Source organism: Ascidiaceihabitans sp. (assembly GCF_039986515.1).
Lineage (GTDB): Bacteria > Pseudomonadota > Alphaproteobacteria > Rhodobacterales > Rhodobacteraceae > Ascidiaceihabitans.
Genome location: NZ_JBDWQO010000018.1, coordinates 119618 through 146002 on the forward strand (window position 1 = coordinate 119618; position 26385 = coordinate 146002).

Below are 26385 nucleotides of genomic sequence, written 5' to 3' on the forward strand. Positions count from 1 at the left end.
GAACGAACAGCCGAAAGAATGAACGAAAAGCAGCACTGCGCCGGCTACTTTTTTCGATTGGCCCGCAAGGTTGGGTCCGCTTGCGTCGGATCCTCAGGCCACGGGTGTTTCGGGTACTGCGCACGCATGTCCTTGCGCACATCGCTATAAGATCCTGCCCAGAACCCCGGCAAATCGGTTGTCACTTGAATTGGGCGTTGGGCGGGGGACAAAAGCGTCACTTGCAACGGATGACCGCCGACAACCGGATGGCGGGTCACGCCAAAGACCTCTTGCAGCCGCAGCGAAATTTTTGGCTGGGCGTCTGAATAGTCAATTGGGATATTGCGATTCAGTGGTGTGGTGAATTGCCCGGGAACTGCCGCGTCCAAAGCTTGCGTTTGCCCCCAGTCCAGCCGTGCTTTCAGGGCAGGGGTGATGTCGAAGACTTTCCAGTCTGCGGTGGTTTTAATCCCGTTCAGATGGGGCAACAGCCAGTTCTCCAAGGTTTCCAACAGGTGATTTTCGCAAAAATCGGGGAAATCGGTCTCTACACGCTTCATCAATAAACAGCGTGCAATTAACCGTTTTGCTTTTGCGTTCGGGCGCAATCCCAACTGTTTGACACCGTCCAACATGGCCCGCGCAATGTCGTCGGGTGGCGCATCGCCCCATGCACGATCTTCAAGCACCAAAGCACCAAACCGTTCTTGTTGCCGTGTCAGAACGCGGCCGTCTCTGCGCGACCAGAGGCAAGCGTTTTCCCAAGCAATCTGTTTGTGGAAAAGACGCCTAAGGTCATGATCAGCCAGCGCAACGGCCTGGCGTATTTTTGCCTCACGCGGGTCGCCATCAAGATCGGTGGCCACAATCAAGCGGTGATTGCCCAAACCATCGCTCTCTGGAAAGATGGCACCTTTGCCGCCCGACAGGACAAAACGGGGCGCGTCGCCTTTGCGGCGCAGTCCGATGCGGTCTGGATAGGCCAATGCTGCCATTTCTCCCAAGGACATATCCGGTGCGGTTTTTGCATTTTTCTTAAGCCGTTTTGCTTCTTGTTTGACCCGTTCCAAGGCGCCGCGGTTGACAGCATTTCCAAACCTGTTCGGGTCGCGCAGGGCCTGCATCCGGTGCGTCAAATCGACAGAAACGCCGCGCAAAATATCACGTTCTGACAATAAAGCTGCAAGTTCAGCGGCTTGGACGCCTGCGCGGACCAACATATGGGCCAAGCGAGGGTGCAATGGGAACTGCGCCAATGCACGGCCGTGATCGGTGATCCGCCCCTTGGTATCCAAAGCCTGAAGCATTTTCAAAACGGCCTGCGCCTCTTGAAAGCGCCCTTCGTGTGGGGGTGTTACAAAGGCCAGATCTTGCGGTTGCGCCCCCCACACGGCCAGTTCCAGCGCAAAGGCCGTTAAATCGCCTGCTTCAATTTCGGCGGGGGGGTATGCGGCCAAAGCCCCGTCTTCGCCCTTTGTCCAAACCTTGTAGCAGTCCCCAGGTTTTACACGCCCTGCACGGCCCGCGCGCTGTGCGGCTTCGGCGCGTGTGACGCGTTCGGTGACCAGTCTGGACATGCCGCTTGGCGGATCGAACCGGGCGCGACGTGACCGCCCACCGTCGACCACAACGGTGATGTCCGGGATGGTGAGTGACGTTTCCGCAATGGACGTGGCTAGGACGATTTTACGCCCCGTTGTGGCTGGTGCAATGGCGCGGCGCTGTGCGGTAAAATCCATCGCGCCGAACAATGGTGCGATCGTGCAGTCTGACGGCACTTGATCACCGAGTAAGCCGTTCACACGTCGGATTTCACCTTCACCGGGTAAGAACACAAGGACGGACCCTTGGGTTTCGGACAAAGCCTGAAGCACTTGGCCCGCCACCGTGTCTTCAAATCGTTGGCGTGCGGGGGCAGGCCGGTCCATCCAGTGGGGGGTGACGTCAAATGATCGCCCTTCAGAGGTGACAATCGGTGCGTTCATCACCTGCGCTATGGGGTCTGCGTCAAGGGTCGCGGACATTGCCACCAGCAAAAGATCGTCGCGCAACGCACCTGCGACTTCAAGACACAAGGCCAATCCGAGATCGGCGTTCAGAGATCGTTCGTGGAATTCATCGAAAATCACGGCCCCAATGCCGGGAAGGTCTGCAGTGTCTTGCAGCATGCGTGTCAGAATGCCTTCGGTGACAACTTCGATGCGGGTGTCTGAGCCGACTTTCGCTTCGCCGCGTATGCGGTATCCGACGGTTTCACCCAGCTTTTCCCCAAGCGTATGTGCCATGCGTTCGGCTGCTGCGCGTGCGGCAAGGCGTCGGGGTTCAAGCATCAGGATTTTGCCCTGCGTCAGTTGCGCTTTGAGCATTGCCAAAGGAATGCGGGTTGTTTTGCCTGCCCCGGGCGGGGCCTGCAGCACAACCCGGCCTTGGCTGCGCAAGGCGTCTATGACCTCTGGCGTCACCGCATCAATGGGTAAGGTATGATCCATGTCTTCGCTTATCGCCGATTGGGGCGCAGAGGCTAGACTTTTTGCGTGCCCTCGCCCAAAACCGTCGCAATTGAGGGGGTGCCTATGGATATCGCAGATCTGGCGGAACGGATTTCTAAGGGTGAACGTCGCGGGTTGGCGCGTGGTATCACGCTGGTCGAAAGTGCGCGGGCCGATCACCGTATCATGGCCACAGAATTATTGAGCCTGTTGCCACAAGAACGTCGTGCGTTGCGTATCGGATTGTCTGGCACTCCGGGGGTGGGTAAATCCACTTTCATCGAGAGTTTTGGCATGATGTTGACGGCGGCAGGCTTGCGTGTCGCCGTATTGGCCGTTGATCCGTCTTCCGCCCGTTCCGGTGGGTCGATCCTTGGTGACAAGACCCGCATGGACCGGTTAAGCCGCGATCCCCTTGCATTTATTCGCCCCTCTCCCAGTCAGACCCATTTGGGCGGTGTGGCCCGCCGTACCCGTGAGGCTGTAGCTTTGTGTGAGGGGGCGGGTTTTGATGTGGTTTTGATCGAAACGGTTGGGGTCGGGCAATCCGAAACCGTTGTGGCGCAGATGTCGGATTTGTTCTTGTTGCTACTGGCCCCTGCGGGTGGTGACGAATTGCAGGGCGTCAAACGCGGCATCATGGAGATGGCGGATCTGATTTTGGTCAACAAGGCTGATGGGGATTTGAAACCCGCGGCCATGCGCACCCGTGCCGATTACGCTGGCGCTTTGCGTTTGTTGCGCAAGCGTCCTCAGGATCCCGAGGGCTTCCCGCAAGCTATGACTGTTTCAGCACTGGAGGAAGCGGGCTTGCAAGACGCTTGGACCACCATGCAAGAGTTACATGATTGGCGCAAAGAGCATGGTCATTTCGACCGTGCCCGGTCCCTTCAAGCCCAGTACTGGTTCGAACAGGATGTCCGTGCCGCTTTGTTGGCTCAGCTGGAGGCGCCTGTTGCCAAGGCTACCATGAAAGATCTGGGCCGCGCTGTGACCCAGGGCCGTATGGATCCGGCCGTGGCTGCGCAGCAAATGTTGCACATGTTGGGTCGTGGTTAAGAAGGCTTAGGGATAAGGGGGCTCTGCCCCCGGCCTTTGGCCGCCCCCGAAGTATTTGCCGCGAAAGGAAGGGTTAAGTGTGCAGTGACAGCACATGTCCTTTTGAGGGATCGATGTTACCGTTCAACATCTGCAAATATGTGTTTTGCACTGCTTGTGCGCCTGATCCGTTTTCGATCTGCATCCAATTTGCGGCAGCCCCGAAAAAGGCAGCTGAAGCCTTGCCCACTTTTTTCTGAAATCCAGCTGGCGTCCAATCTTTGATTCTGTCCTGTGCATAGGTTGGGGCGAAGAAAAATGCAGGCTTTGGCCCGCCTGCCAATCCATCCACAAAATTCGACGTGTTTTGCCAATGTGTTAGCCCGACGCGGCACGAATTCATGAGGTTTGTGTCAAAGTGTCTGTGCACGTCGCGCAGTGTGTCGGCGTTGCCTGCCATATCCACAAACGCCGTTTTTTCCTGTGGTAGGCTGGCCACATCGTTGTAGGTTACGACTTTGTCGTAGATGCCCAAGTTTTGTGTAAAGGCGACATTGCGTGGGCTGGTCAGTCCGACAATCGTCAGCCCGCTTGGCTTTTCCCGAGCCATCAAAAACGCCATTCCCAACGCCGTTTTACTGGACGCGCTAGACAGCACCAGTTGTGTGGCGCCGAAACAGTCATTGGAGCGGTGGTAGTCATCCAGCAAGAACGACGTGGTAAACAAGGGGCGCAACAAGCTGATGATCCCCTCGTGTTGTGGCGCATATGCGGGGTCTGCGTCGGCGAAGCTGTATTGGTTGTAAATGGCCGCCATCGGTTGCCGGTGCCCTGCGGTGTCCAGCATTCCGAACTCCGTGACTTTTCCCGGGCGGATCATCAGGTGTGTGGACATGGGCAGGTAGCCATAGACCCGCTTGCCAACAGGAACCTGGGGGTGGGCCGATGCGACGACCTCGGCATAGCCCCATACGGGTACGCGCCCGTGGTCGGCGTTCGGGGTCGGGAAAAAGTACCAATACCCGATGCTTTCAGGCGCCACTGCGTATGTGATGTTATTGGCGGTGAGTGAAAAACAATCGACGCGCAGCAGGCATTCCCCGTCCTGAGGCGTGTCAGGGAACGTGACCGGCACCACCTGAGTTTCGCTGAGATCTTTGCGGTTGACGATGAGGTCCTGGCCGGCGATCGACATGATTGTTGTCCTTGGTAAGGGGCGTTTTACATGGGTTGCGGCAGCTTGAACCGGGCCGGTCTGCATTGGCAAGACGCGCTGCCGCGTGACGTTGGGGCGAATGCAGTGTAAAACAAGGCTGGAAAGTGGGCGAACCTGCTTGACCCAAGCGGCGATTCCCCCTATTGCCGCCTAACGAAATTATGAGGTGCAGCATAGGCGGCACCCTTTGTCGTTATGAAGACCGCTTCAAACACGACTTGAGCAAAAGGATGATCCCATGTCGCGCGTATGCGAATTGACCGGTAAAGGCCCAATGTCTGGCAACAATGTCAGCCACGCCAACAACAAAACAAAGCGTCGCTTTCTGCCAAACCTGAACGATGTGACGTTGCAGTCCGAAGTTCTGGGTCGCGGCATCAAGTTTCGCATTTCTGCGGCAGCGCTGCGCACTGTTGACCACCGCGGTGGTCTGGATGCGTTCATGGCGAAATCCAAAGACGTTGAACTTTCCGCGAATGCGTTGAAAGTGAAGAAAGAAATCGCGAAAGCCCTTGCTGCGGCATAAGCGCTTGCGAGGTTTAATTGATTTGGCCCCGTTCGCAATCTGCGTGCGGGGCTGTTTCATTTTGGCGCAGTTGAATCCCGTGATGCGCTGAATTACACAATACGCATGTATGTCATACGCCCCCTTTTAGCGTTGTGCCTTGCGCTTGTGATCAGTTTCACAGGCCACAGTATGGCTGTGGCGCGTGGTGCAAATGACGCCACGGGCAAGATGGTTTTGTGCACCGGGTCCGGTGAAAAACTGGTGTATATGGATGCGCAGGGCAATCCGACGTCCGCGCCGCATTTATGTCCTGACTGTTTGGCGGCAAGCCTGGATAGCCTTCAGCCGCAATACGATTTGCCGGCGGCTGTGGTGTTGCACCCCATTGCATATATCGTCAGTGCCAGCATGGCACATGTCGGAACTGTTCCCTTTGTCTACATGTCACGTGGACCGCCTGCCGCAGTGTGATCCAGAACCAAATCATCACTTTTAGACACGACCGACAAGGACAACAGATATGTCTGTGACTTCCAAATTTCTCGCAGCTGCGGCTGCAACTGTAATGCTGTCTGGTGCGGCTTTTGCCGATGGCATGGGTCTTATGGCCAAAGACGCCTACGCGCGGGCCGCGACCCCCAATGCCAAAGCGGGCGCTGCATTCATGATACTGATGAACCATACCGATCAGGACGATAGACTGATTGCTGCAAAATCCGACGTTGCCAAAAAGGTCGAATTGCACACCCACATCGATCAGGGTGAGGGCGTTATGAAAATGACAGAAATCGAAGGCGGGATCGCCATTGCCGCGGGTGAAATGCACATGATGCAACGCGGCGGCGACCACGTGATGCTGATGGGGCTGAACCAGTCCCTTATTCAGGGCAACACAATTAAAGTGACGCTGGTGTTTGAAAACGCGGGCGAAGTTGAGATTGAGGTGCCCGTCGACAACGAACGTAAAGCCAAGCATGGCGGCCACGGCGACCATTCGGGCCATTCATCCGACTGATCCCTTCAGGGCCGGACCTTGCGTGGTTCGGCCCTTACGTTTGCAGAAGGTCATGGACCCATGCAGGCACTGTTTCGCTGGCCTTTCCAAAACGGGTTTCATCAAATTGGGAGACCACCGCCGAGGGTTCCAAATTCAACTCTATTGTATGAGCGCCATACGCTTTTGCCATTTGTACAAAACCTGCGGCAGGATAGACGTTGCCGGATGTGCCGATAGCGGCAAACACATCAGCCTTGCTTAACGCCGTTTCAATGCGCTCCATGCCGTAGGGCATTTCCCCAAACCACACGATATCGGGACGTGCAGTGCGGGCGCCGCAATCACCGCATGTTTCACCCACCTGCATGTCCCGCGCGACAGGCCAACGGTGATCACATGAAGAACACAGCGCTGAATTCAACTGGCCATGCATGTGCAAAACGTTTTGCATGCCGCCTTTTTCGTGCAGGTCATCAACGTTTTGCGTGATTAAAGTCACCGCGCCTGTGTGCAGGGTTTCCAGTTCGGCCAAAGCAATGTGGGCTGCGTTTGCTTGCGCTTTTTGGGCTTCGGCTCGGCGCATATTATAGAAATCGACAACAAGCTGCGGGTTACGGGCAAAACCTTCTGGTGTGGCCACATCTTCAATGTTGTGTTTTGCCCATAGCCCGTCTGCGCCCCGAAAAGTGCCAAGGCCGCTTTCGGCAGAAATACCTGCGCCGGTCAGAATGACGATATTGGTCATCGGATTGTCCCCTTACCCCTCAAGTGTGCGCAAATCATCTGCCAGCCATGGCAGAAAAGTCACTGCAGGATCAATCATATGGCGTTGCACCAATTGGCGCATGGTTACAGCGACATCGCGGGGCACGTCGCCGGCCCAGTCAATGCCAGCATAGAGCATAATTTCCCGCGAAAAGGGTTTGAAGGGCAGGGGGAATGCCTCCACTTCGGAATGAAAGCGTTCGGCACGCATATAGCCCAGTGGGGTGGTCACGGCCCACCCGATGCCCCGCGCAACCATAGCCATCAGCGCAAGATGGCTGCCCAATTCAAAGCGTTGCGGGAAGTTCAGCTTATGGCGCGCCAGATGGGCTTCGATCTGCCGGCTGATCAATTGGTCCTCATCGTAACGCAGGAACGGCAACGTATCGAGATGCTGTTCCAAAGTCGCTTGCGTGAACACCCCTTTGGGGGCCACTAGAATGAAGGGGTCGCGTACCAACGGATATTCCTGCACACCTTCCATCATTTGCCCGGTTTTGGCAGAAATCGCGATATGCAGCTGCTTGTCGGCAATGGCGTCCGAAATCTCGTGGCTGGGCGCTGTGATCAGCTTGAATTTGCACCCTGTCAAACTGTCGGCCAAAATTGTTGCCAACCGCGGTGTCAGGTCATTGTCAAAGTCGTCGATCAACCCGATAGACAGCGCACTCAGATGCGCCAGATCCATCACTGTCAATTCACTTTGCGCCATGCGCAATTCGCCCAAAGCGGCGCGCGCACGTCCCAAAAAGCTGTGCCCGGCTGGTGTCAGGCGCATGGGGCGTTTGTTGTGTTCGATCAAGTCGGTTTTCAGCGCCAGTTCAAGCTTGGTCAATTGTTGGCTGACCGCGGGCTGGCTTAATCCGGTGATCTTGGCGGTTTGGGCCACAGACCCACTTGATGCTAAGGCCTCAAACACCTCTAACCCACGTAGTGTGACACCTTTTGCAATCATTGTGGCTGACCTTTGCAGTTTAAGAATATGTGAAACTTAATACGGGCTATCATGTCATATATAGGGGTTAGACGTCAAAGGAATTTGGAAAGTCTAAACATGGACATCGGCCTGAATTTGGGACAGGCTGGACCGAAACTGGAGAATGCCATGAAAATCGCAACAGCTGCTTACCCGCTTGATGTGTTCGAGCATTGGGATCAATACGTGTCCAAATTAACCGGATGGGTGAAAGAGGCCGCAGGCCAAGGTGCCGATTTGCTGGTGTTTCCCGAATACGCCGCCATGGAACTTGCGACGCTTGCGGGGATGAACGTGGCGGGCGATCTTGAGCAATCCATGCATGCTGTGTCTGAGCGGTTGCCCGATGCAGATGCCCTGCACGCTAGGCTTGCCACGCAGTTTGATGTTCATATCCTTGCCGGATCGGCCCCGTCGTTTCATGCGCCACGCCCGGAAAACGGACGCCCCGTGAACCGCGCCCGCCTGTTTACACCGCAAGGCGGCATTGGCGTGCAAGACAAACAGATCATGACCCGTTTTGAGGCTGAGGTCTGGGACGTCGTGCCGGGCAATGCGTTGCAAATTTTTGACACTGCATTAGGGAAAATCGGCGTGTTGATCTGCTATGACAGTGAATTTCCGTTGCTGGGTCGTGCTTTGTCGCAGGCCGACATCATCGTGGTGCCATCCGTGACGGAAGCTGTGTCAGGCTATTGGCGTGTGCGCATCGGTGCCATGGCGCGGGCCTTGGAAAGCCAGTGCATTACTGTGATGTCGTCGATTGTTGGCGGCGCGGACTGGAATGATGCGCTGGGCAGCACCATTGGAGCAGGTGGTGTGTTTTGTCCGCCCGATCGCGGATTTCCTGAAACAGGCGTTCTTGCGGTGGGGGACCTGAATGTGGCTGGATGGACTTACGCGGAAGTGGACCTGGCGCAGATTGCAGAGGTTCGCGCAGATGGCGTGGTTTTGAACCGACGCGACTGGGATGCGCAGATTGGTCGTGACGCTGCGGTCACAAATACATCTTTGCAGTGATTGAAGCCTTGAAACTGCGGTAAAAAGCGCTCATTTAGTGGCGCGTCCGCAGATGGCGGATAGATTCCATGTAGGAGAGACCATGGCCAAGGAAGATACGCTCGAATTTCCCGGTGTCGTAAAGGAACTCCTGCCGAATGCGACGTTTCGGGTCGAGCTGGAAAACGGCCATGAGATCATCGCACATACGGCAGGCAAAATGCGCAAAAACCGCATTCGTGTTCTGGCAGGCGACAAGGTGCAAGTCGAAATGACGCCCTACGATCTGACTAAGGGTCGGATCAACTATCGCTTTAAGTAACAGCCCTTATGGCTTTTATCTTAGGTTCAGGAAGCCCCCGCCGCCTAGAGCTGCTGGGGCAAATTGGCGTTGTGCCTGACGCTGTTCGCGCCCCTGACATCGACGAAACGCCGCTTAAGGCCGAACTGCCGCGCCCCTATTGCAACCGCGTGACGGCGCAAAAGGTTGCTGCCGTCGAAGCAGCCCCTGATGATATCGTTTTATGCGCGGACACCACTGTCGCCTTGGGGCGTCGGATCATGGGCAAACCTGACGATGCCGCACAAGCTGCAGAGTATTTGTGGAAATTATCGGGACGTCGCCACCGTGTCATTACATCCGTTGCAGTAAAGCGCGGCGACCGTGTTTGGCAAAAGGATGTTGTCAGCGCGGTGCGCATGAAGGCGTTGTCCAACGTCGAGGTAAACGCATATCTGGCCACCGGCGACTGGCAAGGCAAAGCCGGCGGCTATGCCATCCAAGGCCCCGCAGGTGCATTCATTCCATGGATCAGCGGATCTTTCTCCGCCATCATGGGATTGCCGGTCACTGAAACCGCGGGCCTTCTTACGGCTGCGGGATACCCTCTTTATAAGGAAGCGCCATGAAAGGCCGCACGATTATTCTGGACCACTTAGGTGACCGCGAAGCCGCTGCATTGATGGTGGATGGCAAGCTGGACGATCTGTTGATTTCTGGCGACACTGCCCCCCCCGGCACGATCTATCGCGCGATCGCTGACAAGCCGGTAAAAGGGCAAGGTGGCATGTTCTTGAAGACGCCTGATGGTCCTGCCTTTTTGCGGCAAGTGAAAGGGTTGGCGCCGGGCCAAAGCCTGCTTGTTCAGGTGTCGGGATACGCGGAGCCTGGCAAAGCAATTCCCGTCACTCAGAAAATCCTGTTCAAAAGCCGCTATGCCATCGTCACCCCGGGCGCTCCGGGATTGAACATTTCCCGCAGCATCCGCGACGACGATCTACGAGACCAGCTGTTGGAAATTGCGCATGACGCGCTGGACGGGCGACAAGTTGGCTTGATCTTGCGGTCTTGTTGTGTGGATGCGGCGCCGGAAGACATCGCTGAAGACATTCAGGCGATGGTGTCCCTTGCAGATGCTGTCATGGGCGACGAAGGCAGCGGGCAAGCCACGCTAAGTGATGGCGACGGCCCACATGTTCTTGCATGGCGCGACTGGGTTGCTCCGGCCGAGGTCGTCACCGAAGCCGGTGGATTTGAAGCCCATGGCGTGTTGGATGCTTTGGAGGACGCGACCGGCGCGTTCGTGTCTTTCGGGGCGGGGGGCATGTATATTGAGCCGACGCGTGCCCTGATTGCCGTGGACGTCAACACCGGCAACGACGCTTCGCTTGCAGCAGGGATCAAAGCAAACATGGCATGTGCCAGATTGTTGCCCACGGCATTGCGTGTTCGCGGTTTGGCGGGGCAGATTACGCTTGATCTGGCCCCTATGCCGAAAAAAGACCGGCGCGCGTTTGAAAACGCTTTGCGATCTTCGTTCAAGGCATGTGAGATCGAAACTGCGTTGGTTGGTTGGACGCCGCTGGGGCATTACGAACTGCAACGCAAGCGCGTCCGCCTGCCGCTGTTAGAGGTTCTGTCATGAGCTGCCCGATTTGCGATGCTGAAACGGCCAAAGACTATCGCCCGTTCTGTTCACGTCGATGCGCTGACGTAGATTTGGCGCGCTGGGTGAACGGATCCTATGCCGTACCGTCCGACGATCTGGAAGATATCGAGGCCGCAATTGACGCTGTGGATCAGACGCAACCAAAGCCACATTAAAAGAGTTGAAAAAGGTTCTGGACACCGCGCCCCAATGGTCCTAGAACCCGCTCACCCAAGCCTGCAAAGGCGTCCCGTGCCCGGGTAGCTCAGGGGTAGAGCAGTGGATTGAAAATCCTCGTGTCGGTGGTTCGATTCCGCCCCCGGGCACCATTTAAACGTAATAAAAGCATACGCTTAGCGTTTTTCTGCATTGCAGCGAAAACGTTGTGCTAGCACGATTTTACCTAGCACAGCGCTAGCACAGTCTAAAAAACATCATTTAGCACAGTACTTTGCAAGCATAGCGCCGTGCACCTAGCACAAACCTAGCACAGCACGGTAGCAACGCTTCTTCGCGTGCTTATGGGGCTCACAGAGTGATGTTGTGGGTTTAAGTATTTGGGATTGTTGGAACAAATTTTGGGTTTTGGTTGTTTGGCATCAAGCACTGCAATTTCGATCAAATCAGATGATTTTCACCATCGTCAGTTGGCACCGTGCGAAGCCACCCTTGTCAAGAACAACAATTTTCTTCGCGGAAGTTCTCACTAAAAGTTTCTTGAGGAAAATTCTTAAGAGTTCTTACACTGAGAAAGTTTTTCCAAGTTGGTTGGAACCGCGTTTTTACAGTGGTGCGGACCTTCGCTGCGCGGTGTAGGAACAAAATTGATGCTTGTGAATTGAACCCGTTCCTCGTTTGCAACGTTGGCTGCATTCTGTAAACGTAGACCGCCAAAACGGTTGATTGGTTGCCTTGTAGAACTTGAGCAACAGCAACTTTGAGTACCATTTTCCAAAGGAATCTGGTTCTAATAATCTTTTAGCCTTTGATCTGGATATTTTATGTCAGTTGGTCTTACCCGATCCGAAAAATTTGTAACCCAACTTTGTGAACGCTCATTCCTTGAGCTTTGGACACATCCAAATCCGATAGGGAAGAAGGGAAAGGAGCTTTGTGATTGTTTGATTGTCTGTGGTCCGCACATAGTCATTATTTCAGTTAAAGAGATTGAGTATAAAGACACTGGCGATACTAAAGGTTGGGAGCGCTGGCATCGTACCGCAATCGAAAAATCGGCCAGTCAAATTTGGGGGGCAGAGCGATGGCTAAAGAACGCCGATGATGTAGTCCGGCACGATGGCAGGATAGTTACGCTACCACCAAAGCTAGAGCGAATTTACCATCGAGTTTCGGTGTCACTCGGTTCAAAGGAACAAGCACCGATCAAATGGGGTGACTTAGGAAATGGCTTTGTTCACGTCTGCGACGAAAAAAGCGTAGGCATCGTTTTTAGTGCGCTCGATACAATTACAGATTTCGTCGAATTTCTTACAGCTTCCGAAGCTTTTGTCACAGGAGAAGCAAAGGTAGTTTTCAATGGGGGCGGCATTGAAGACTTGGTCGCGCTATTCATCCAGAATGATTACACCTTTCCGAACTTTGCAGGAGGTGCGAGCGAAGCTGGCCTAATGATTTTAGACGGCGATATCTGGGATAGCTTTGAAAAATCAGAAGAGTTTAAGGACCATGCAGAATATTTCAAAAACTCCTATCGGTGGGACTCCCTGATCAAAAGTTATGCCAAAGACTTAATTACAGATGGCATGCTCGACATGCACAGCCAATCCGTTACCCATGATCAACACGCGCTGATAGAAATGGCTTTGCAGCCAAGATATATGAGAGCGCAACTTTCGGGACGATTTTTTGAAATTTTGGGAAACCCTGAATTGAAAGTCAGGTCGAGATTAGCATTGGGCTACGGAGGAACTGCCTTTGTCTTTCTGATCGCGCCTAGTTCAGATCGAGAAGCCAGAGTTTCGGAATTGGGGTTGAGATGTTTAGTCGTGCAGTGCAAACAGCCTGACACCCAACGTGTCGTAGGCATAGCAACCGACCAACCAGGTAGCTCTAAGGTTGGGTACTCATCAGATTTAGCTTACATTGAGTTACCGGACATCACACAAGAGATGAGCGACAAAGCGGTCGAAATACAAAGGGATTTGAGCTACTTTCCTAGCCTTTGAGCGTATAATTGGCCTTAGTCGCACTTAATCTGAGCGGCGCATTGGCAGTTCATTCTTTAGTCGCTCTTAGCACCATATCGCCGTAACTCAGTTGAACCCCACAGGAAGAGGTCCACATGGGTTCAAAAGATTGCACAGTGGACTACAAACGCTGGTTGCACTGCTTCATGGTGCTTCTATCGTTACTTCGTAGTGTTAACTATTTGGGATTATTGATGGAAATCTCAGTTTCTTGCGGTTTGCGGCATTGCCGCTGTAATCAAGTTACTTCGTTGGCTTCACACCACTGCGCGACCTCAATCGTCATCGTTGTATTTAAGAAGGTTAAACCGTTTTGGTGTTCAAATCCATTGAACTGCTGCAACAAGCCCAACGTGATGCCTGCATGTTTGATCAGCGATCCAAGAATACAGTGCCCATAAACGGCATTCATTCCCATATGTTTGAACAATTTGGGACCGACTTTTCTGTTGCTGCAACATTGGCGGACCACCTCAAACAAGCGGATCATCGCACAGGTGAAATCTTGATGATCACGGAAGCTGCGTTCATCAATCTTACCCATTGGCCCAACCGCTGGATGTGGACCTGCGTTTGCGATGAAATCCCGGCCGTCGCTCCTGCGGATAAACTGAACATCCCAGACAACCATCATTTGCTCACCGATTCCATCGAACTTGGTGACGACAAAGAAGGTTACAGTGAGGTGCGACCCACACAAGAAGGCAAAGCCGTGCTGATGCGGTATGCGGAAAACCAACAGAAAGACGAAGTCAGTGCCGTGTTGTCGTCAATGGCACGACACATCGTTAGCCCGTACTTTGAAACTTATGTGAAGACCCAACGGTATGAGCGGGTTAAATCCGGCAAAGGCGAAGTCGGCGCACGGCAGTTGGAGATGTTCTCGCTGCTGCAACCAACTTTATTTGGGTCTGGGCAACCAAGGCAGTATCGAGAGCGGGTTGGCGTCCACTGTGAAGTCATTGACCAATTTGCGGATGTGTTGGTGATGGGCGCTGGATTCCAAAACAGCCTCTTGGGATTGATATGGCCGCATTTGAACCTGCAGTTTGAACCTTTTGAACCGATCACCAACGAATTGCGCTACAAGCGGCATGATTGCGGAGATCGCTTACACATTGGCTATCTGTTTGAAACCGATTGGTCCAAGGCGTTTAGAGGAAAAGCCAGTATATTGAACGGGTTGGAACAGCTAAATCTCAACATCTATCTTGAGACGATCCAATCTGAATTCCACGGTCCTTGTGCGTATCTGGTGAACAAGGACGTTGAGGATTTGGTTGAGAACTCATTGTCGAGCATTCAGGCGGAGCAATTGCCCAATGCACCTTGGGGTTTGAACAAGTACCAGCATATCCACAATGTAGCGATCTTGTCCGCCTTGAACCCAACACCAGCCCATTACTGCGCCAGTTGTTTGAGTTTGGCCAACGCCGTGGCTACGTCACTGAAATCCCTGAAATCAATGTGCCCAAAGACAAACGCCGCAAAGACAACAGCAGGCCCGGCTTCACGATGGAAGAGTTCATGCATCTGAAATCTGTATCCGAACAAAGGGTGCGGGAATTTGAATTTACAGATGATGATCCAAGCGGCAAGAACCAGAAAACGTATCAAGACCGGCTACGCCTGCATTGCTTTTGCATGATCGCCGCGTTCACTGGAATGCGTGTGACGGAACTGTTGAACCTCAGCTGGGGCGACATTGAAGCCCGCAAAATCCAAGTGGAAAACGGAGAGTTCTGCGATGTGACTGTGATCCAAGCCCGTGGCAAAGGCAAAGAACGCGAACTTGCTGCGATGCCGGAAACGCTCACATTTTTCAACCTGCTGAAGTCATTGTTTTATGTTGCGCGTGGTGAGATGCCCGAAGATGATGATCCAGTATTTTTCACCCATGAAGGCAAACGCATTCGCAGTTTCAAGAGTGGTTTGGCAAAACTGCTGATCGCAGCGGATCTACGGGTGGCCCGTAATGGTAAACTCAGGGACAGCTTCAGTTTCCGGCATTTCTACATCACCCAGCAAATCCGCGAAGGGGTTGGGCATCATCTGTTGGGCCGGAACGTAGGCACATCCAGCAAGATGATCGATGCCTATTACAGCAAGATCAGACCCACTGATGAGATTGCACAGCTGATCCCAGATTGGTCGAAAAAGCGGTTGATGCAGTATCGGCGGAAGTGACACTTGCATCAGGGTTGGCGGAAAGCAGACATTCGCTACAGGTGCAAACGTAGCGCCGTTTAGATGAAAAGCAGTCCTTCATTACAGGGTCCATTTAATTGAATCTTGGGAGAAAGTCCGATCAGCGTTGCGGAACTTTATTGCTGCAGGTAGCCTCACATAGAATAGTTTTTGTTCGCGTCTTCTCGAAACGGTTAAACTGGAGAAATTGATGGAACTGAGCGCTGAGTCCTTGGTTGGATATTTGAGAGCGGAGTACGCCGCTTCAGGGAAATGGCGCATTGCGTCGTTCTTAGTCGGATTAGTAGTGACCTTGCCCGCCGTCGCTTCCGTAGTGACAACCGAAGCTATCGCACTGTACTACCTTGCTGCCGTCAATTTTTTCTTTTTGACGTTTTGGGTATTGATTAACTACCAATACGGCCGAAAGCAGAGTGCAGCCCATGCCGCGCGGAGGGCTGCCCTCATAGTCAATGGGTTGGGAGAGGAGCTGTCTGCTGGAGAAAAGCGAAGATTGTTGGAAAAGTTCACGGTTCCCGCTGACAAAGCGCGGAGTGCTGAAAAGAGTGACTACTACGCAACAGAAGCAGAACCGGGGCCTGCAAAACTGTTGGAGTGCTTGGAGGAGTCGGCATTCTACAGTTCGAAGCTCCACAGACTGAGTGCCAATGCATGGCTAGTGATAGTTGCCATCTATGCTATGGTTTTCACTGGACTCGCCATCTTCCTGATCCCGTCGGCAACAAGCGACTTTTTAATGATGTCTGTACGGATATTCTTTGCAGCAACTGTTTTTATCATGTCTGCAGACGTGTTTGGGTCTTTTTTGACACATCGCCGTTGTGCGACTGATACAAGTGAAGTGCTGAGCAGGATCGAAATTGCAAAACAAGGCGATGTAAGGACTGCAGATGCTCTGCTGATCATGGAAGACTACACAAGTGCAATTCAAAGCGCGCCCGAGATAGTTCCCTTAATTTATAGAAATCAGGAAACTAATCTCAATGAGCTTTGGGCTTCCTATCTAAAGGGTTAACTCATTTTTGAAAGTTATCTAATTGAAAAACCTAAGAGTATTTAACGAATTTTTAACCGACACCGTAAACTTGAACGCCGCGCGCCTATCAAGCCTCAACAATACCTCCACAGCATTACACACCTTTGTAGTAAGTTCAGATTGGGAGCCAATCAATTTGGAGTGGTATCCACAAGGTTCATGGGCGCATCAAACCATTATCAAGCCGTTGCCAACCAGAGGATTCGACGCGGACGTTCTTGCCATTATTGACCCAGTAGAAGGCTGGAGCGCCAGCGACTACATCAACAATCTTTACTCCACATTTAGGGGCAGTGATCTGTATCGCAGTAAGGCACATCGATATTCTCATTGTGTTACTCTCGACTATGCCGCTGACAAGCATATTGATATTGCGCCGTGCATTCGAAATCGTTGGGGCTTCGAAAGGCTGGAGGTTTGCAATCGTGACACCGATGATTTTGAGGAAAGTCAGCCAAAAATATTCACCGATTGGCTAAAGGAGAAAAACTCTCTATCTGGCAACAACAGTTTCCGAAAAGTCACTCGGTTGGTAAAGTATCTTCGCGATGTGAAAACGACATTCACGTGTTCATCTGTGTGTCTAACCACATTGTTGGCAAAGCAAGTTCATCCGTATGACCAAGGTAACGCCAAGTTCGCTGATACGCCGAGTGCACTTAGAGCGATGTTTGAGCGGCTTGATACGTGGTTGCAAATGCAGCCTGTCAAACCGCAGGTATCAAGCCCGTTCAGTAGAGAAGATTTTTCTACTTGTTGGACAAATGATCAATATTCGAATTTTCGAGATATGGTTCACAAGTATCGCGGCTGGATCGATGATGCCTTCGAAGAAACTGACCGAAACAAGAGTATTTCAAAGTGGCGACGTGTTTTCGGCGATCAGTTTGGAAAGAATGAAGGCGAACAACAGGCCAAATCCGTTACGGTGAAAGCAGTCGATCAACTGCGCGAGAACTTCGCGACACCCGCGCTTGGATTTGTTGGGGACGTAGTTGATCTAGTTAAAAAATATGGTAGACGCGCTATTCCATCCTCACTTTCGAGCTTGCCGTATCTGGAAGAACCAACGTGGCGTGCCGTCGGCAATCATCTTTTTTCTGTGAATATTACATCGACACTCCACCGTTCACGAGGCGGGGTCATGGTTTCCAATGTTGATAGTGGTGACATTGTCCCCAAGAGTTTTCAGTTACAATTCTTCGCAAAAACAGCAACCGGTATGCCGCTTGATAACCAAGCGTTTGAAACTAGATGGCGAGTTACTAACACTGGTGAGGACGCATTGAGAAAAGGCCAACTTCGCGGTTCTATTGAGCGCTCACATGCTGGTGGTGTCAGATGGGAAAATCTCGAGTATAGGGGTGTTCACTTCGTCGAGGTATTTGTCATACGTAAGCGTGACGGAATTCAAGTTAGCCGAAGTGAGCCGTTCTATGTGGTGATTGAATAAAGGTAGTCATAGACGTTAGCGCCAAATTGACCCGGCAAGGGGTCGAGAGAGCAGAGCAATGCAATCAAAACGCAACCAGATTTTCTAAATCTGAAGATTTTTCATCTGCGTTCCTAATTATGTCAAATATGACTTTATTCATCTGCGACGCATTAGAGAACGAAGTAAAACGTCGAACCGCAGAGTTTTGTATCACGCCACGATGCCCGATTGCGCTTCCCCAAACCATCCAGTCTGAGCGTCCGGACAACAAATGTTCACGCCTCCATTCCATAAGGGCTGGATCGGAAATACTTATTTCTAATAGCTTAGCTCTTGATAGGTCAGTCGCATTTCGATGACTGTAAAGGTGTTGTAGAGTGTTTGAGATGCTTCCCCCATTTGAGATGATGTCGGATGCATGGTCAGCCACAATTTGTGCAAGCCAGAACAGTTGATACTCTTGGATGGTAGAGCTCTGCGAGGTCTCTGACAGAAACTTTTCAGTAAACTCCACATCACCAACTACGCTGCAAAACGACCAAACGCGCTTTGAAAGGTGTGGACTGCTAGTAAACAACTTTCCCAAATGCGGCTTAACTTCATCTGGATGGTTTCTGGAAACACTTAGAATGAGTTCAGAATCCTCTTCGTTCAATTTGTCTTCATTCAATATCTTCTTGATATAGTCGATCTCTTCGTCATCAAGTTCAATTCCCTCGTATGCGTCGTCAAAGTCTTCTGCGTAAGCTAAGTGCGTTGCTTCCCGACTCTTCTCCAATAACCTCTTCCTGACATCCGGTAATGATGTTTCAGAAAGCCCATCAATTGATTCATTGAAGCGCGTTTTACTCGGGTTGATAGATAAACCCCTTGAGCCGAGAAGTTTTTGGACCAAAAAGAAATCATCCACAAGTTGACCTTTGTCATCAGAAAACAGAACAAAATCATCTAAAAATCTAATGGCAGCGGACGACTTCAGGCCTGAGTTTTCCTCGGCAAATCGAAGAAAGGCGTTACCTACCATCTTCGCGGGAAAAATTCCCTGAGGCCAACAATCTGACCCGCGTCCGGAATTACTTTGCTCGAGGAAGCTATCCAAAGCCTTCGTATCTTCTGAACCTAGGCCCGCTACGTGGCACCATTCAACAATGTCGTCATGACGCAATGAGTTGAAATAGGAAGCAACGTCAAAAGTTAAACTGTATCTGTATTGCCGTTCATAATCTGACTGCGATTTTCGGAACGCTCCGTAAGCTTCGGTTGCTGAAATTGGAAGGTCGTCTTCGTCAAAGCGGTAACCAAAGTGCTTGTGGCTATCTGACCTAGAAGCGCGAAACAGATCACGATTTCGGAAAACCAAATCGTAGACAAAGCACTCTGCCGATGGATCGAGCTTCGGAGTTCTGCGCAAGTGCAATTTGGGTTTTGATGCATAGGCCTTAATCTGCGGCGAGAAGCCAATACTGGTAGTCGATTTGACGCAATTCGCTGAATTTTCTAGCAATTTATCTTCACCAAAATTGATCAAAAACTTGGTCGTGAACATAGGAAATAATGAACTTCGGTAGTCATAGTTGAAAAAATTCTGATTAGATTTCATGCTAAGAACCGCCCTCAAAAAAGTCGAGCCTTTCAGTAACCTAGTAGCGGTCAATCGGCTAGCTAAAGAAACGGAAATCGTTCGTCAACAAGTGGCTTTCTCCGAGCGGTAGCTGGGAGCCCGCTTTAGAAACGTTGTATTGTAGCGGAACATGCCAGCGTGAAGGTCCGCTATGGGGTCTCTTACGAAGTTGAATTGTTAGCGGGGCATCAAGGTCTCACAGCGCTCAAGTTCGAGATTATCGGTTTGCCAGTGGCAGCATCAGTGACCTTGCCTTTGTTGCTATCCCAAAAGGGCAATCCCGTGGAACTCAACTTCCCAAGGTAAATTGTGACCCACTACCATGACAGTAGTGGGCCGCCGATACTCAGGCCATATAGGTGTTCCAAGACGCAAATGTGTTGGCTTCGTGCTGCGCCCATGGGCTTTGCAACGTGTGCTGTGTCGTTCCATATAACGAACACAACGCGGCGGTTGCATCCTGCTTTGATGTAAGGTCCACGCCATCATTCGCAAATGCTTGCCACCATTCACGTTCTTCAATCAGCAGAGTTGGCAAACCTGCCGCCAGTGTTTCCATTGCTGAGAACCCATAGGATTCCGACAAAGCAGGATGAAACGCTACCTTCGCAGATTTAATGAAGTTAGCTTTGTCCTCGCCGGTAATCTGGCATTTGATCTCTGGATCGGAGACGCCAGCATCTGCAAACAGCTTTTCGAACTTCTTGACCCCGCGCTTATTGGTGAGCACCTTGGCAGGCAGACCAGCTTCAGCGACGGTTTTGACAAACAGCTTTGGGTCTTTGCGCGGTTCATGGCGACCGATGAACAACACGCCCTCACGTTTCCCAGAATATGGTTGCATCAGCTGTGGATCAGGGATTGGCATGGGCAGCACAATCGGTGGCTTTGCAAAGGAAAGATGACCCATGCGGACCAGATTGTAGTCGCATTGCGTGGCAACAGTCATCCCAGGAATTTGCGGGATCAGATAGAGAAAACCATTGTAGCTTGGTCCGAACACTTTGGACGCTTTGTTCATGGGAACGACGAGGTTTTCATGGTGGGTGTAGAATGTCGTTGGGTGTTTCTTGTGTAGGTTGAGGTTCAGCGCGGCTTCAACAGCGTCAGGTGTGTTGATAAGGATGTGATCTGGTTCGTTCTCAGCGCGTGCCAGTTTGAACGCCTCGATGAAGTTAGCAACCTTGGAGACATTGACCATCTCACCGGTGAATTGCGTAGCAGCGGTATGTGCGGCGTATGATAGCGGCTCGGGTGGCCAAAAATATGTAGCGCTGGATTGAGCCTCCATCATCTCTCGAGACTGACCGAATGGCTTTTTGTCCAGCACGACTGTGACTTGCCAACCAAAGTGATTGGCCATTCTGAGGAACCCCCTGAAGAACGATCCGATACCCCCGGTTGGGATGAAATGTTGTACTGAGACGGCGAAATATATGTGTTTAGATGTATGTGTCATACACCCAGTTTGGTTCTCGCCACGCAAGGCGGCGAGAAGTTGTTTTTTCAGACAGACTTGGTGTCAGCCTCAGGTTGACAATTTGTACACCAGCAACTCTTCCCAGAGTGCGTCCAACAGCTGCTGCTGATGTATGGGAAGTATGCAAAGCTCGAGATCATCAACCTTTCTTTGACCACTGCGAGAGCCACCGACGTAACGACCGCCCCAATTAATGTGGAGATTCCCGAAATAGGCATCTATGTTGCCTTTTTGATGCTTCGCGGTCTTGTGCCTGTAAATATGCCAGCGACTATTAATTGCGTTAAATGTATTTGGTTGGATGATCGGTACATGCCCGACATTGAACTCAATAAGTGGGCCACATTTAAACGAACGCGCAAGGCCTGGTTGCGGCCAACTTGTAGTCGGATCACCGTAGTGTTGGCTGAACCAAGACTCTAATAAGTCGCGCTCAACACCAATCTTTTTTGCTAGGCCGTGCATCTTGAAGATGCGCCAGTGCCATTTAGAAAAGCCCCAGGGTAGTGTATTATTCATCGAATTTCTCCTTTTCAATGTTTCAATGAATCTGAAGCCATCGCAAAGGAAAATCATTATTCATGTGATTGTTTTTAGGAGAAAAATCAGTGTTTGGTTGGTTCGCTTAGGTAGTGATCCGTGTCCAACTTGAAGCACTTGGTCCACAGGGGCGTCTTCCAATAAATGCGCTCCGATAGCCGGTCTTCGGTTGTACGGGTTTCTGCTAAGAAGCCCATCCAGACCAGTGGGCGCAGTACCTCTGACACAAGGAACCATTGGTGGTTGCGATATTCACGTTCAAACGGATCAATGGGTTGTTCCAGCCCATACAGGGTCTTCACCAAATGCGATTCAGTCAGACCGTGTTGGGCTTCCACATTGATGATGTTCAAGAAGATGTCCCAGTTGCCAGGTGCGGTGAAATCGATCCGACTGAGACGGCCATGATTGTACCCAAACAGATAGTGCTGGACCAAAGCTTCAAACAACTGACCACGATGCGCCGATAGGGCCTTCACCGACTTGGACAGCTGGAACTTACCCTTCACATGTCGGCCCCACTTGGCGATGGTCATTACATCATGGATCACCATCACAGGCGGCACATCTTCCTCGTTCAGCACTTTTTGCACCCGAAGCAGCTTTTCCTCTGAGTAATCGGGCCAGTTGAAGTTCTGCGCACCCCAGTGGGCAAACTTGCGATTGAACAGTTTGGTTTGGGTTAGGCCGATACCGTCGTTTTCCTCTGCATATCGGATCGTCTGCTCCAACACGTAGAGCAGCTTGGATTGGTCCAGCAAGGGATCGTCATCGGCGAGTTGGTTCAGTTTGATCATGGTGTTTTGTGGATGCTGACGTAGACAAACGCAACCTTATGGCATATATTGCCAACAGCAAAAGGAGCAGAAAATGGCCACGAAAAACGTCGTACTTACGGATCATCAGGAGACCGTTGTCGCTGGGCTGGTTGCTTCAGGTCGATACCAGAATGCAAGTGAGGCTATGCGTGCTGGATTACGTTTACTTGAACGAGAAGAGGCAGAGGTCACAGAGTTGTCAGCTCGTTTGGCGAATGGAGTGACCCAGGCTTTGAATGGTGATCTTGCTGAGGGCAGCGGCGCTGACGCTATCCGCCGCGCTTTTGCAAAGGCGAAAACCAATTGAAGTCACTTCGCCTTACAAAGCAAGCTGAAGAGCATCTGACAGAAATTGCAATTTGGACATTTGAGACTTTTGGCCCGCGCCAAGCTGATGCTTATGAAGAAGACCTTATTGCGCGCTGCGAACAAATCGCCAGAGGATCAGCGTCGCACCAAAGCTGCACGATTTTGGTTGATAGCATCAAAGCTGGCCTGCGTTTCACTCGCGCAGGACAGCACTTCGTTGTGTTCCTGGAAAATGAGGATGAGATCATCATTGTGGATTTCTTGCATTCCAAGAGTGATCTACCGGCAAAGATTGCCCATCTAGAAAGCCGGTCATCGTGACAGGCATAAACTTGATTAAATCAAGTTTTCACAACAGGTCCACCGCACTTCGTTTCTGTTCATCAGTGACATCGATATAGCGTTGGGTTGTGGTCAGCTGTTTGTGACCTGCAAGCTCCATTATCACTTTGGGTGATACGCCAGCATGTGCCATCTGTGTGATGAACCAACGCCGCCCACTATGAGAGGAAGCATCCTCGATCCCAGCAGCATCAAACACACGCTTAAAGGCCTGCACCATGCTGTTGGGCGTAAAGTGCCCACCTTTCTGAGATTGGATCACTGGGCGTTCTGGCTTCTTCCATCGGTTCAGTTGCGCCCAATAGGAGGCCAGCTCCTTCTGCAGCTTGGCGTTCAAATGCACCTGACGCGCTTCCTTGGCTTTGGTGTTCTCAGCCTTGAGGTAGAACATCGCCTTGGGCTTGTACTCACGATCCAGCAGATCGGCCCATTTGAGTGAGGCAATCTCGCCCACACGCATCCCAGCATAATGTGAGAGCATGAGCATCAACCTGTTGCGCTTGCCGTTTTGTATCGTGACACAAATCGCCATCACGCGCTTGAGCTCCTCAGAAGATAACACTTTGGCCTGTTTCATCTGTTCTCCGCCAAATGACTGAAACATAACGCTTTCCTATCGGAGAGCTGTTTTGTTATGTTGCCATCTGATGGGGAGAGCGACCGTTTTCTGATTGCCAAGGATCTGAAGTTGGTAGGGTATAGGCACGGCAAATTTGTATTTTGTTATGTTGTGATAACCAGTTCACGCTGAGCAGCATATGATTTTGTACAAGAGAAGAGATCACCTCCTTGATCAGATCAGGCATCATTTCGCACCAATCTTATTTGAGAATGCGGTTACGTTAACTTCTGCGTGCAGTTCTGGGCCCGAATACTCCGGTAAAGCCGTATCATCGACGCTTAACACGACCGTGGCCTCAGATCGGTCCCTTTCAATATTAGAGAGAACCTGTGCACTAAAAATTGGATAGGCTGTAAAGTGTACTGCTCCACCGCTAGCAAAACGCAATCTTTCAATAAAGAACTTTGGAGCTTTAAAGCTATTGTCTAGCTTAAAACACTGCCGCTTCGGATCGATGTTTAAACCATAGTGACTCGCGATCCATTGGACATTACTTGCTACTGCAGTATTCCCATCTTCCGGTTGTAGAAGATATCCGTATGGTGTTTTTCTTTTGTTGTTCTCATCAATAGAATTTCCTGACCGACGTGTTCCAGCGGAGGTTACCAAAAGAAAGTTGTTCAGGACCCATTTATAACGGTGCAAGTTCTGACGTTGATTTCCGCTCAACTGGAGTGAACGACGACTACCGAACCAGAATGCTGAGAATGCGATCATCAGTTCGAAGATTATGACAAAAACTAACGAAGGCACGAAATCCGATGTTAACCAAAAGCTGGATGGTGAACGCAAATTTGATCCAGGTACCGCTTTAAGATTAAGTGCAAGCGCATCTGAGAGTCCGGCAGTTCTAACTTGTGGCACCTGAAGCGGTATGTCGTTGATATTTCCAGCCTTGGCCAACAGCTCATCCAAAACGGCAATCATTGCCGTATCTGGGCAAGCGTAGGTTCGTCCATTACGAACAAAACCGCTGTCACTATAACCAGCTCTCATTACCTGAGCCCGCTGCGGAATCCTGGCATTTTCAACCGCTCGTGCTAACCTTTGGGCACCATCGAAAACTAAGTTGATTTCTCTTTGTGACGTCGTCCAAGAAGCACGTACAATCAAGGATTGAGCTTCATTGGATAGTTGACGTGCCGTCCTTGAAATAGACAAAGTCTCGAGTGCTATACTAGCACGCAAGTCTGCTATCGGACCGTTTCCCGGGATAGATGGGCCACACGTTCCGCCAACGCTTAACTCTTCTGCAGCTCTTGTCTCAGAAAAGCTAGATACAGCTGTTGCAGCCGATGCAGTGTGTTCCAAGTCTCTAGATAACTCTTCAATTGGTCGCAATAGATCTGAGTTCACATGCCGTTGAACCAGTTCTCTATGCGTAACCAAGGTGAGGGAGGCAACAGAAAGCATCGATGAAATAGTGGACAATGCTATCGCCACAAGAAGCACCGGAAGACTAGCGGTAGTCGAAACTGGACTTTGCCTCAGTAGCTTTCTGCGGCCTAAGCGATAACCAAAAGTCTGCCATGCGAAAAACAACGTTAATGTCAGTAGCCCTGCCAATACGCTAGAGATGGCAAAGCTAGCTTCCTCCGGTACGCTGGTTCCACCAAGAGACAAAGCTAGACCATAGGCTGTTATGAATACAGAAAGGCTCACGGCAACAGACGCAATTATTGCTGGAATTGATGTTGCTACAAACAAAAGTGGAGCTATCAACAACCCAATTAAGTGCCGTCCAAAAGCTCTAAAATACCTTTCAATAATACCTAGTGCTCTTATAGCTATCCCACGAAATGAAGCGCGATGATTTGCTCTCGCAATCTCAGGAGAAAAAGTGCTTTCATTTGCGAAATTGAAACCATGGTCGTGAGTTTCAATTGTGGATGACGAAGGTCCACTTTGCAATTTGTGCTTTTTACTATCAGCTGTAACTTGGACGTGAGGTAATCCTGATATTAGAGTTTGGGCGCTGGTGAAAGCACGAGCCTCAATAGCTTTCTCAAAATTAAATTTTAGAGCAAGCCATTGGCCTAAATCAACAGCTGTAGGCTCGGATGAGCCACGAAAGACTGTTGAATTTAGTCTTTTGTTTTGCAAATCAAGCGTCTGCTGCACCGACGATGACTTCAGCTGATGTGCGAGTGAACGAAAATTATGCATCATTGCCCCTCTCTCCGATAAGTTGGTCGGAAAATATCTCGCCAGCGGCGGATAGAGACGCCCTTAATAGCTCATCGAGGTTTGGTTGAGCAACTATGTTCAATAGGTTGGTTCTAACCTTGTCTACTCGGACCAACTCGAACACTTCCATTGCAAGCAAGTACCTCGAAACGCTTATGCTAACTCTTTGGACAACACCTTCAGATGAATCGATGCCTTTGCTCACCATCTTTACTAGTTGGTTTTTATTTAGCTCGGCGCTTTGATTTGGTCGAGCTAAGCCTGCCATCTCTAGACCTTCGTCACAAAGAAATGCGCTAGATTTCCATATTAAGAACATGCTGTCTTGGGCCAGCGGTTGCATCAACATATTTTTTGCTGATTCCAAAGACTTGAAGGAACCATTGGCAATTCCGCGATCAAGTGCGGTTGTTCCTGCCGGACTAAGGTTAACATTTGATAACTGATCACGCATCATACGTTCAAACGCCCGTGCGGGCGTGTGAAGTAAATCAGCCGTAGCAAGTAAAAAGGCATCAACTGCGACTTGGTCGGTTTTTTCGCTTACTTTCAAGCTGCTCTCCGTACTGTAGCATGAGCATCAACCTGTTGCGCTTACCGTTCTGCATCGTGACGCAAATTGCCATCACACGCTTGAGCTCCTCAGAAGATAACACTTTTGCCTGTTTCATCTGTTCTCCGC

The 26385-nt window shown here is 51.1% G+C and carries 27 protein-coding genes and 1 tRNA gene; 17 read left to right on the top strand and 11 right to left on the bottom strand.

The window, feature by feature from the left end; translation table 11 throughout:
- Nucleotides 1–44: 44 nt before the first annotated feature.
- Nucleotides 45–2471 (bottom strand): ATP-dependent helicase HrpB, encoded by a 2427-nt coding sequence (gene hrpB, locus ABJL60_RS18180; RefSeq protein WP_348374227.1) that lies wholly within the window; start codon nucleotides 2469–2471, stop codon nucleotides 45–47.
- Nucleotides 2472–2555: 84 nt separating this feature from the next.
- On the opposite strand from hrpB, the gene meaB reads away from it, so the two are divergent.
- On the top strand, nucleotides 2556–3530 hold the full coding sequence (gene meaB, locus ABJL60_RS18185) for a methylmalonyl Co-A mutase-associated GTPase MeaB (RefSeq protein WP_348374228.1): 975 nt from the start codon (nucleotides 2556–2558) through the stop codon (nucleotides 3528–3530).
- A gap of 73 nt (nucleotides 3531–3603) precedes the next feature.
- Here the strand turns inward: meaB and ABJL60_RS18190 are convergent, their stop codons facing one another.
- Nucleotides 3604–4704 (bottom strand): DUF2855 family protein, encoded by a 1101-nt coding sequence (locus ABJL60_RS18190; protein ID WP_348374229.1) that lies wholly within the window; start codon nucleotides 4702–4704, stop codon nucleotides 3604–3606.
- 259 nt (nucleotides 4705–4963) lie between these two features.
- Between ABJL60_RS18190 and rpmB the strand changes: the two genes are divergently transcribed.
- The 3 genes from rpmB (at nucleotide 4964) to ABJL60_RS18205 (ending at nucleotide 6248) form a co-directional block, all read left to right on the top strand.
- Nucleotides 4964–5251: a 50S ribosomal protein L28 gene (gene rpmB / locus ABJL60_RS18195; protein ID WP_108827542.1), complete on the top strand. Its 288-nt coding sequence runs from the start codon at nucleotides 4964–4966 to the stop codon at nucleotides 5249–5251.
- Nucleotides 5252–5422: 171 nt separating this feature from the next.
- Nucleotides 5423–5704, top strand: a complete 282-nt coding sequence (locus tag ABJL60_RS18200) for a hypothetical protein (protein WP_348374230.1) — start codon at nucleotides 5423–5425, stop codon at nucleotides 5702–5704.
- A 49-nt stretch (nucleotides 5705–5753) separates the two neighbouring features.
- Nucleotides 5754–6248, top strand: coding sequence for a copper chaperone PCu(A)C (locus ABJL60_RS18205; protein WP_348374231.1), 495 nt, complete (start codon nucleotides 5754–5756; stop codon nucleotides 6246–6248).
- A gap of 34 nt (nucleotides 6249–6282) precedes the next feature.
- On the opposite strand, the gene ABJL60_RS18210 is transcribed toward ABJL60_RS18205, so the two are convergent.
- Nucleotides 6283–6975, bottom strand: a complete 693-nt coding sequence (locus ABJL60_RS18210) for an NAD-dependent deacylase (protein ID WP_348374232.1) — start codon at nucleotides 6973–6975, stop codon at nucleotides 6283–6285.
- Nucleotides 6976–6987: 12 nt separating this feature from the next.
- Nucleotides 6988–7950, bottom strand: a complete 963-nt coding sequence (locus ABJL60_RS18215) for a LysR family transcriptional regulator (protein WP_348374233.1) — start codon at nucleotides 7948–7950, stop codon at nucleotides 6988–6990.
- A gap of 150 nt (nucleotides 7951–8100) precedes the next feature.
- Here ABJL60_RS18215 and ABJL60_RS18220 point away from each other — a divergent pair, with 150 nt between their 5' ends.
- From ABJL60_RS18220 to ABJL60_RS18270, 11 genes are all read left to right on the top strand, one after another.
- Nucleotides 8101–8991, top strand: coding sequence for a carbon-nitrogen hydrolase family protein (locus tag ABJL60_RS18220; protein WP_348374234.1), 891 nt, complete (start codon nucleotides 8101–8103; stop codon nucleotides 8989–8991).
- Nucleotides 8992–9073: 82 nt separating this feature from the next.
- The gene (gene infA, locus ABJL60_RS18225) at nucleotides 9074–9292 is read left to right on the top strand and encodes a translation initiation factor IF-1 (RefSeq protein WP_005978431.1); all 219 of its coding nucleotides are present in this window, start codon (nucleotides 9074–9076) and stop codon (nucleotides 9290–9292) included.
- A gap of 8 nt (nucleotides 9293–9300) precedes the next feature.
- Entirely contained in the window at nucleotides 9301–9879 is a 579-nt protein-coding gene (locus ABJL60_RS18230; protein ID WP_348374235.1) for a Maf family protein, read from the top strand.
- Nucleotides 9876–10895 carry a ribonuclease E/G gene (locus tag ABJL60_RS18235; RefSeq protein ID WP_348374236.1) on the top strand — a complete coding sequence of 340 codons (1020 nt, stop codon included), beginning with the start codon at nucleotides 9876–9878 and terminating at the stop codon, nucleotides 10893–10895. The genes ABJL60_RS18230 and ABJL60_RS18235 overlap by 4 nt, the downstream gene beginning before the upstream one ends.
- Nucleotides 10892–11074: a DNA gyrase inhibitor YacG gene (gene yacG, locus ABJL60_RS18240; RefSeq protein ID WP_348291446.1), complete on the top strand. Its 183-nt coding sequence runs from the start codon at nucleotides 10892–10894 to the stop codon at nucleotides 11072–11074. The genes ABJL60_RS18235 and yacG overlap by 4 nt, the downstream gene beginning before the upstream one ends.
- Nucleotides 11075–11152: 78 nt before the next feature.
- Nucleotides 11153–11227: transfer RNA gene (locus ABJL60_RS18245), tRNA-Phe, on the top strand.
- A gap of 672 nt (nucleotides 11228–11899) precedes the next feature.
- Complete coding sequence (locus ABJL60_RS18250; protein ID WP_348374237.1) at nucleotides 11900–13084, top strand: hypothetical protein; 1185 nt, start codon at nucleotides 11900–11902, stop codon at nucleotides 13082–13084.
- A 385-nt stretch (nucleotides 13085–13469) separates the two neighbouring features.
- Nucleotides 13470–14642 carry a hypothetical protein gene (locus ABJL60_RS18255; RefSeq protein WP_348374238.1) on the top strand — a complete coding sequence of 391 codons (1173 nt, stop codon included), beginning with the start codon at nucleotides 13470–13472 and terminating at the stop codon, nucleotides 14640–14642.
- Nucleotides 14633–15292, top strand: a complete 660-nt coding sequence (locus ABJL60_RS18260; protein WP_348374239.1) for a tyrosine-type recombinase/integrase — start codon at nucleotides 14633–14635, stop codon at nucleotides 15290–15292. Before ABJL60_RS18255 ends, ABJL60_RS18260 begins: the two co-directional genes overlap by 10 nt.
- 211 nt (nucleotides 15293–15503) lie before the next feature.
- Nucleotides 15504–16328 (top strand): hypothetical protein, encoded by an 825-nt coding sequence (locus ABJL60_RS18265; protein ID WP_348374240.1) that lies wholly within the window; start codon nucleotides 15504–15506, stop codon nucleotides 16326–16328.
- A 22-nt stretch (nucleotides 16329–16350) separates the two neighbouring features.
- Nucleotides 16351–17802, top strand: a complete 1452-nt coding sequence (locus ABJL60_RS18270; protein ID WP_348374241.1) for a nucleotidyltransferase — start codon at nucleotides 16351–16353, stop codon at nucleotides 17800–17802.
- Nucleotides 17803–17866: 64 nt separating this feature from the next.
- Here the strand turns inward: ABJL60_RS18270 and ABJL60_RS18275 are convergent, their stop codons facing one another.
- The 4 genes from ABJL60_RS18275 to ABJL60_RS18290 form a co-directional block, all read right to left on the bottom strand.
- The gene (locus tag ABJL60_RS18275) at nucleotides 17867–19384 is read right to left on the bottom strand and encodes a reverse transcriptase domain-containing protein (protein WP_348374242.1); all 1518 of its coding nucleotides are present in this window, start codon (nucleotides 19382–19384) and stop codon (nucleotides 17867–17869) included.
- A 367-nt stretch (nucleotides 19385–19751) separates the two neighbouring features.
- Nucleotides 19752–20768: a glycosyltransferase gene (locus ABJL60_RS18280; protein WP_348374243.1), complete on the bottom strand. Its 1017-nt coding sequence runs from the start codon at nucleotides 20766–20768 to the stop codon at nucleotides 19752–19754.
- Nucleotides 20769–20933: 165 nt separating this feature from the next.
- A complete protein-coding gene (locus ABJL60_RS18285) occupies nucleotides 20934–21404 on the bottom strand; it encodes a hypothetical protein (RefSeq protein ID WP_348374244.1) in 471 nt (156 codons plus the stop codon).
- Between the two features lie 86 nt (nucleotides 21405–21490).
- Entirely contained in the window at nucleotides 21491–22222 is a 732-nt protein-coding gene (locus tag ABJL60_RS18290) for a hypothetical protein (RefSeq protein WP_348374245.1), read from the bottom strand.
- 73 nt (nucleotides 22223–22295) lie between these two features.
- Here ABJL60_RS18290 and ABJL60_RS18295 point away from each other — a divergent pair, with 73 nt between their 5' ends.
- Together ABJL60_RS18295 and ABJL60_RS18300 are read left to right on the top strand one after the other, a co-directional pair.
- Nucleotides 22296–22550 carry a type II toxin-antitoxin system ParD family antitoxin gene (locus ABJL60_RS18295; protein WP_348374246.1) on the top strand — a complete coding sequence of 85 codons (255 nt, stop codon included), beginning with the start codon at nucleotides 22296–22298 and terminating at the stop codon, nucleotides 22548–22550.
- The gene (locus tag ABJL60_RS18300) at nucleotides 22547–22873 is read left to right on the top strand and encodes a type II toxin-antitoxin system RelE/ParE family toxin (protein ID WP_348374247.1); all 327 of its coding nucleotides are present in this window, start codon (nucleotides 22547–22549) and stop codon (nucleotides 22871–22873) included. Before ABJL60_RS18295 ends, ABJL60_RS18300 begins: the two co-directional genes overlap by 4 nt.
- A gap of 28 nt (nucleotides 22874–22901) precedes the next feature.
- Here the strand turns inward: ABJL60_RS18300 and ABJL60_RS18305 are convergent, their stop codons facing one another.
- The 3 genes from ABJL60_RS18305 to ABJL60_RS18315 all read right to left on the bottom strand — a co-directional run bounded on the left by ABJL60_RS18305 (nucleotide 22902) and on the right by ABJL60_RS18315 (nucleotide 26256).
- The gene (locus ABJL60_RS18305; protein WP_348374248.1) at nucleotides 22902–23498 is read right to left on the bottom strand and encodes a site-specific integrase; all 597 of its coding nucleotides are present in this window, start codon (nucleotides 23496–23498) and stop codon (nucleotides 22902–22904) included.
- Between the two features lie 201 nt (nucleotides 23499–23699).
- Complete coding sequence (locus ABJL60_RS18310) at nucleotides 23700–25685, bottom strand: hypothetical protein (RefSeq protein WP_348374249.1); 1986 nt, start codon at nucleotides 25683–25685, stop codon at nucleotides 23700–23702.
- Entirely contained in the window at nucleotides 25675–26256 is a 582-nt protein-coding gene (locus ABJL60_RS18315; RefSeq protein WP_348374250.1) for a hypothetical protein, read from the bottom strand. The genes ABJL60_RS18310 and ABJL60_RS18315 overlap by 11 nt, the downstream gene beginning before the upstream one ends.
- Nucleotides 26257–26385: the final 129 nt, after the last annotated feature.